Annotated in this window: 1 protein-coding gene; it reads right to left on the bottom strand. The window is 56.9% G+C overall.

Annotated features, from left to right (window positions below; genetic code table 11):
* Positions 1–255, bottom strand: a 255-nt coding sequence (locus NXT09_RS22435) for a M20/M25/M40 family metallo-hydrolase (RefSeq protein ID WP_268581203.1), incomplete at both ends; no start/stop codon positions are given.

The raw sequence follows: 255 nt of genomic DNA, 5'->3' as shown, positions 1-255 counted from the left end.
GTCTGGGCGAATCTGCGTGGATTCGGAGAAATACTTGGCGCCAGCCATGGTTGTCTCTTCATCGGCAGTCGCCAGCACATAGAGCGGCTTCGTGAGCTTGGTGGGATCGATATCACGCAAGGCGTCCAGAATAAAGGCAAAGAACCCTTTCATATCCGCTGTACCCAAGCCGTACAGCTTGTTGTCGTGTTCAGTCAGCGTGAAAGGGTCGCGCGTCCAGCGGCCATCGTCGAACGGCACGGTGTCGGTATGCCC

The organism is Pectobacterium jejuense (assembly GCF_026800125.1).
GTDB classification, from domain to species: domain Bacteria; phylum Pseudomonadota; class Gammaproteobacteria; order Enterobacterales; family Enterobacteriaceae; genus Pectobacterium; species Pectobacterium jejuense.
The sequence above is the reverse complement of the archived record's forward strand: the minus strand, read 5'-3'. Positions and strand labels throughout refer to the sequence as shown.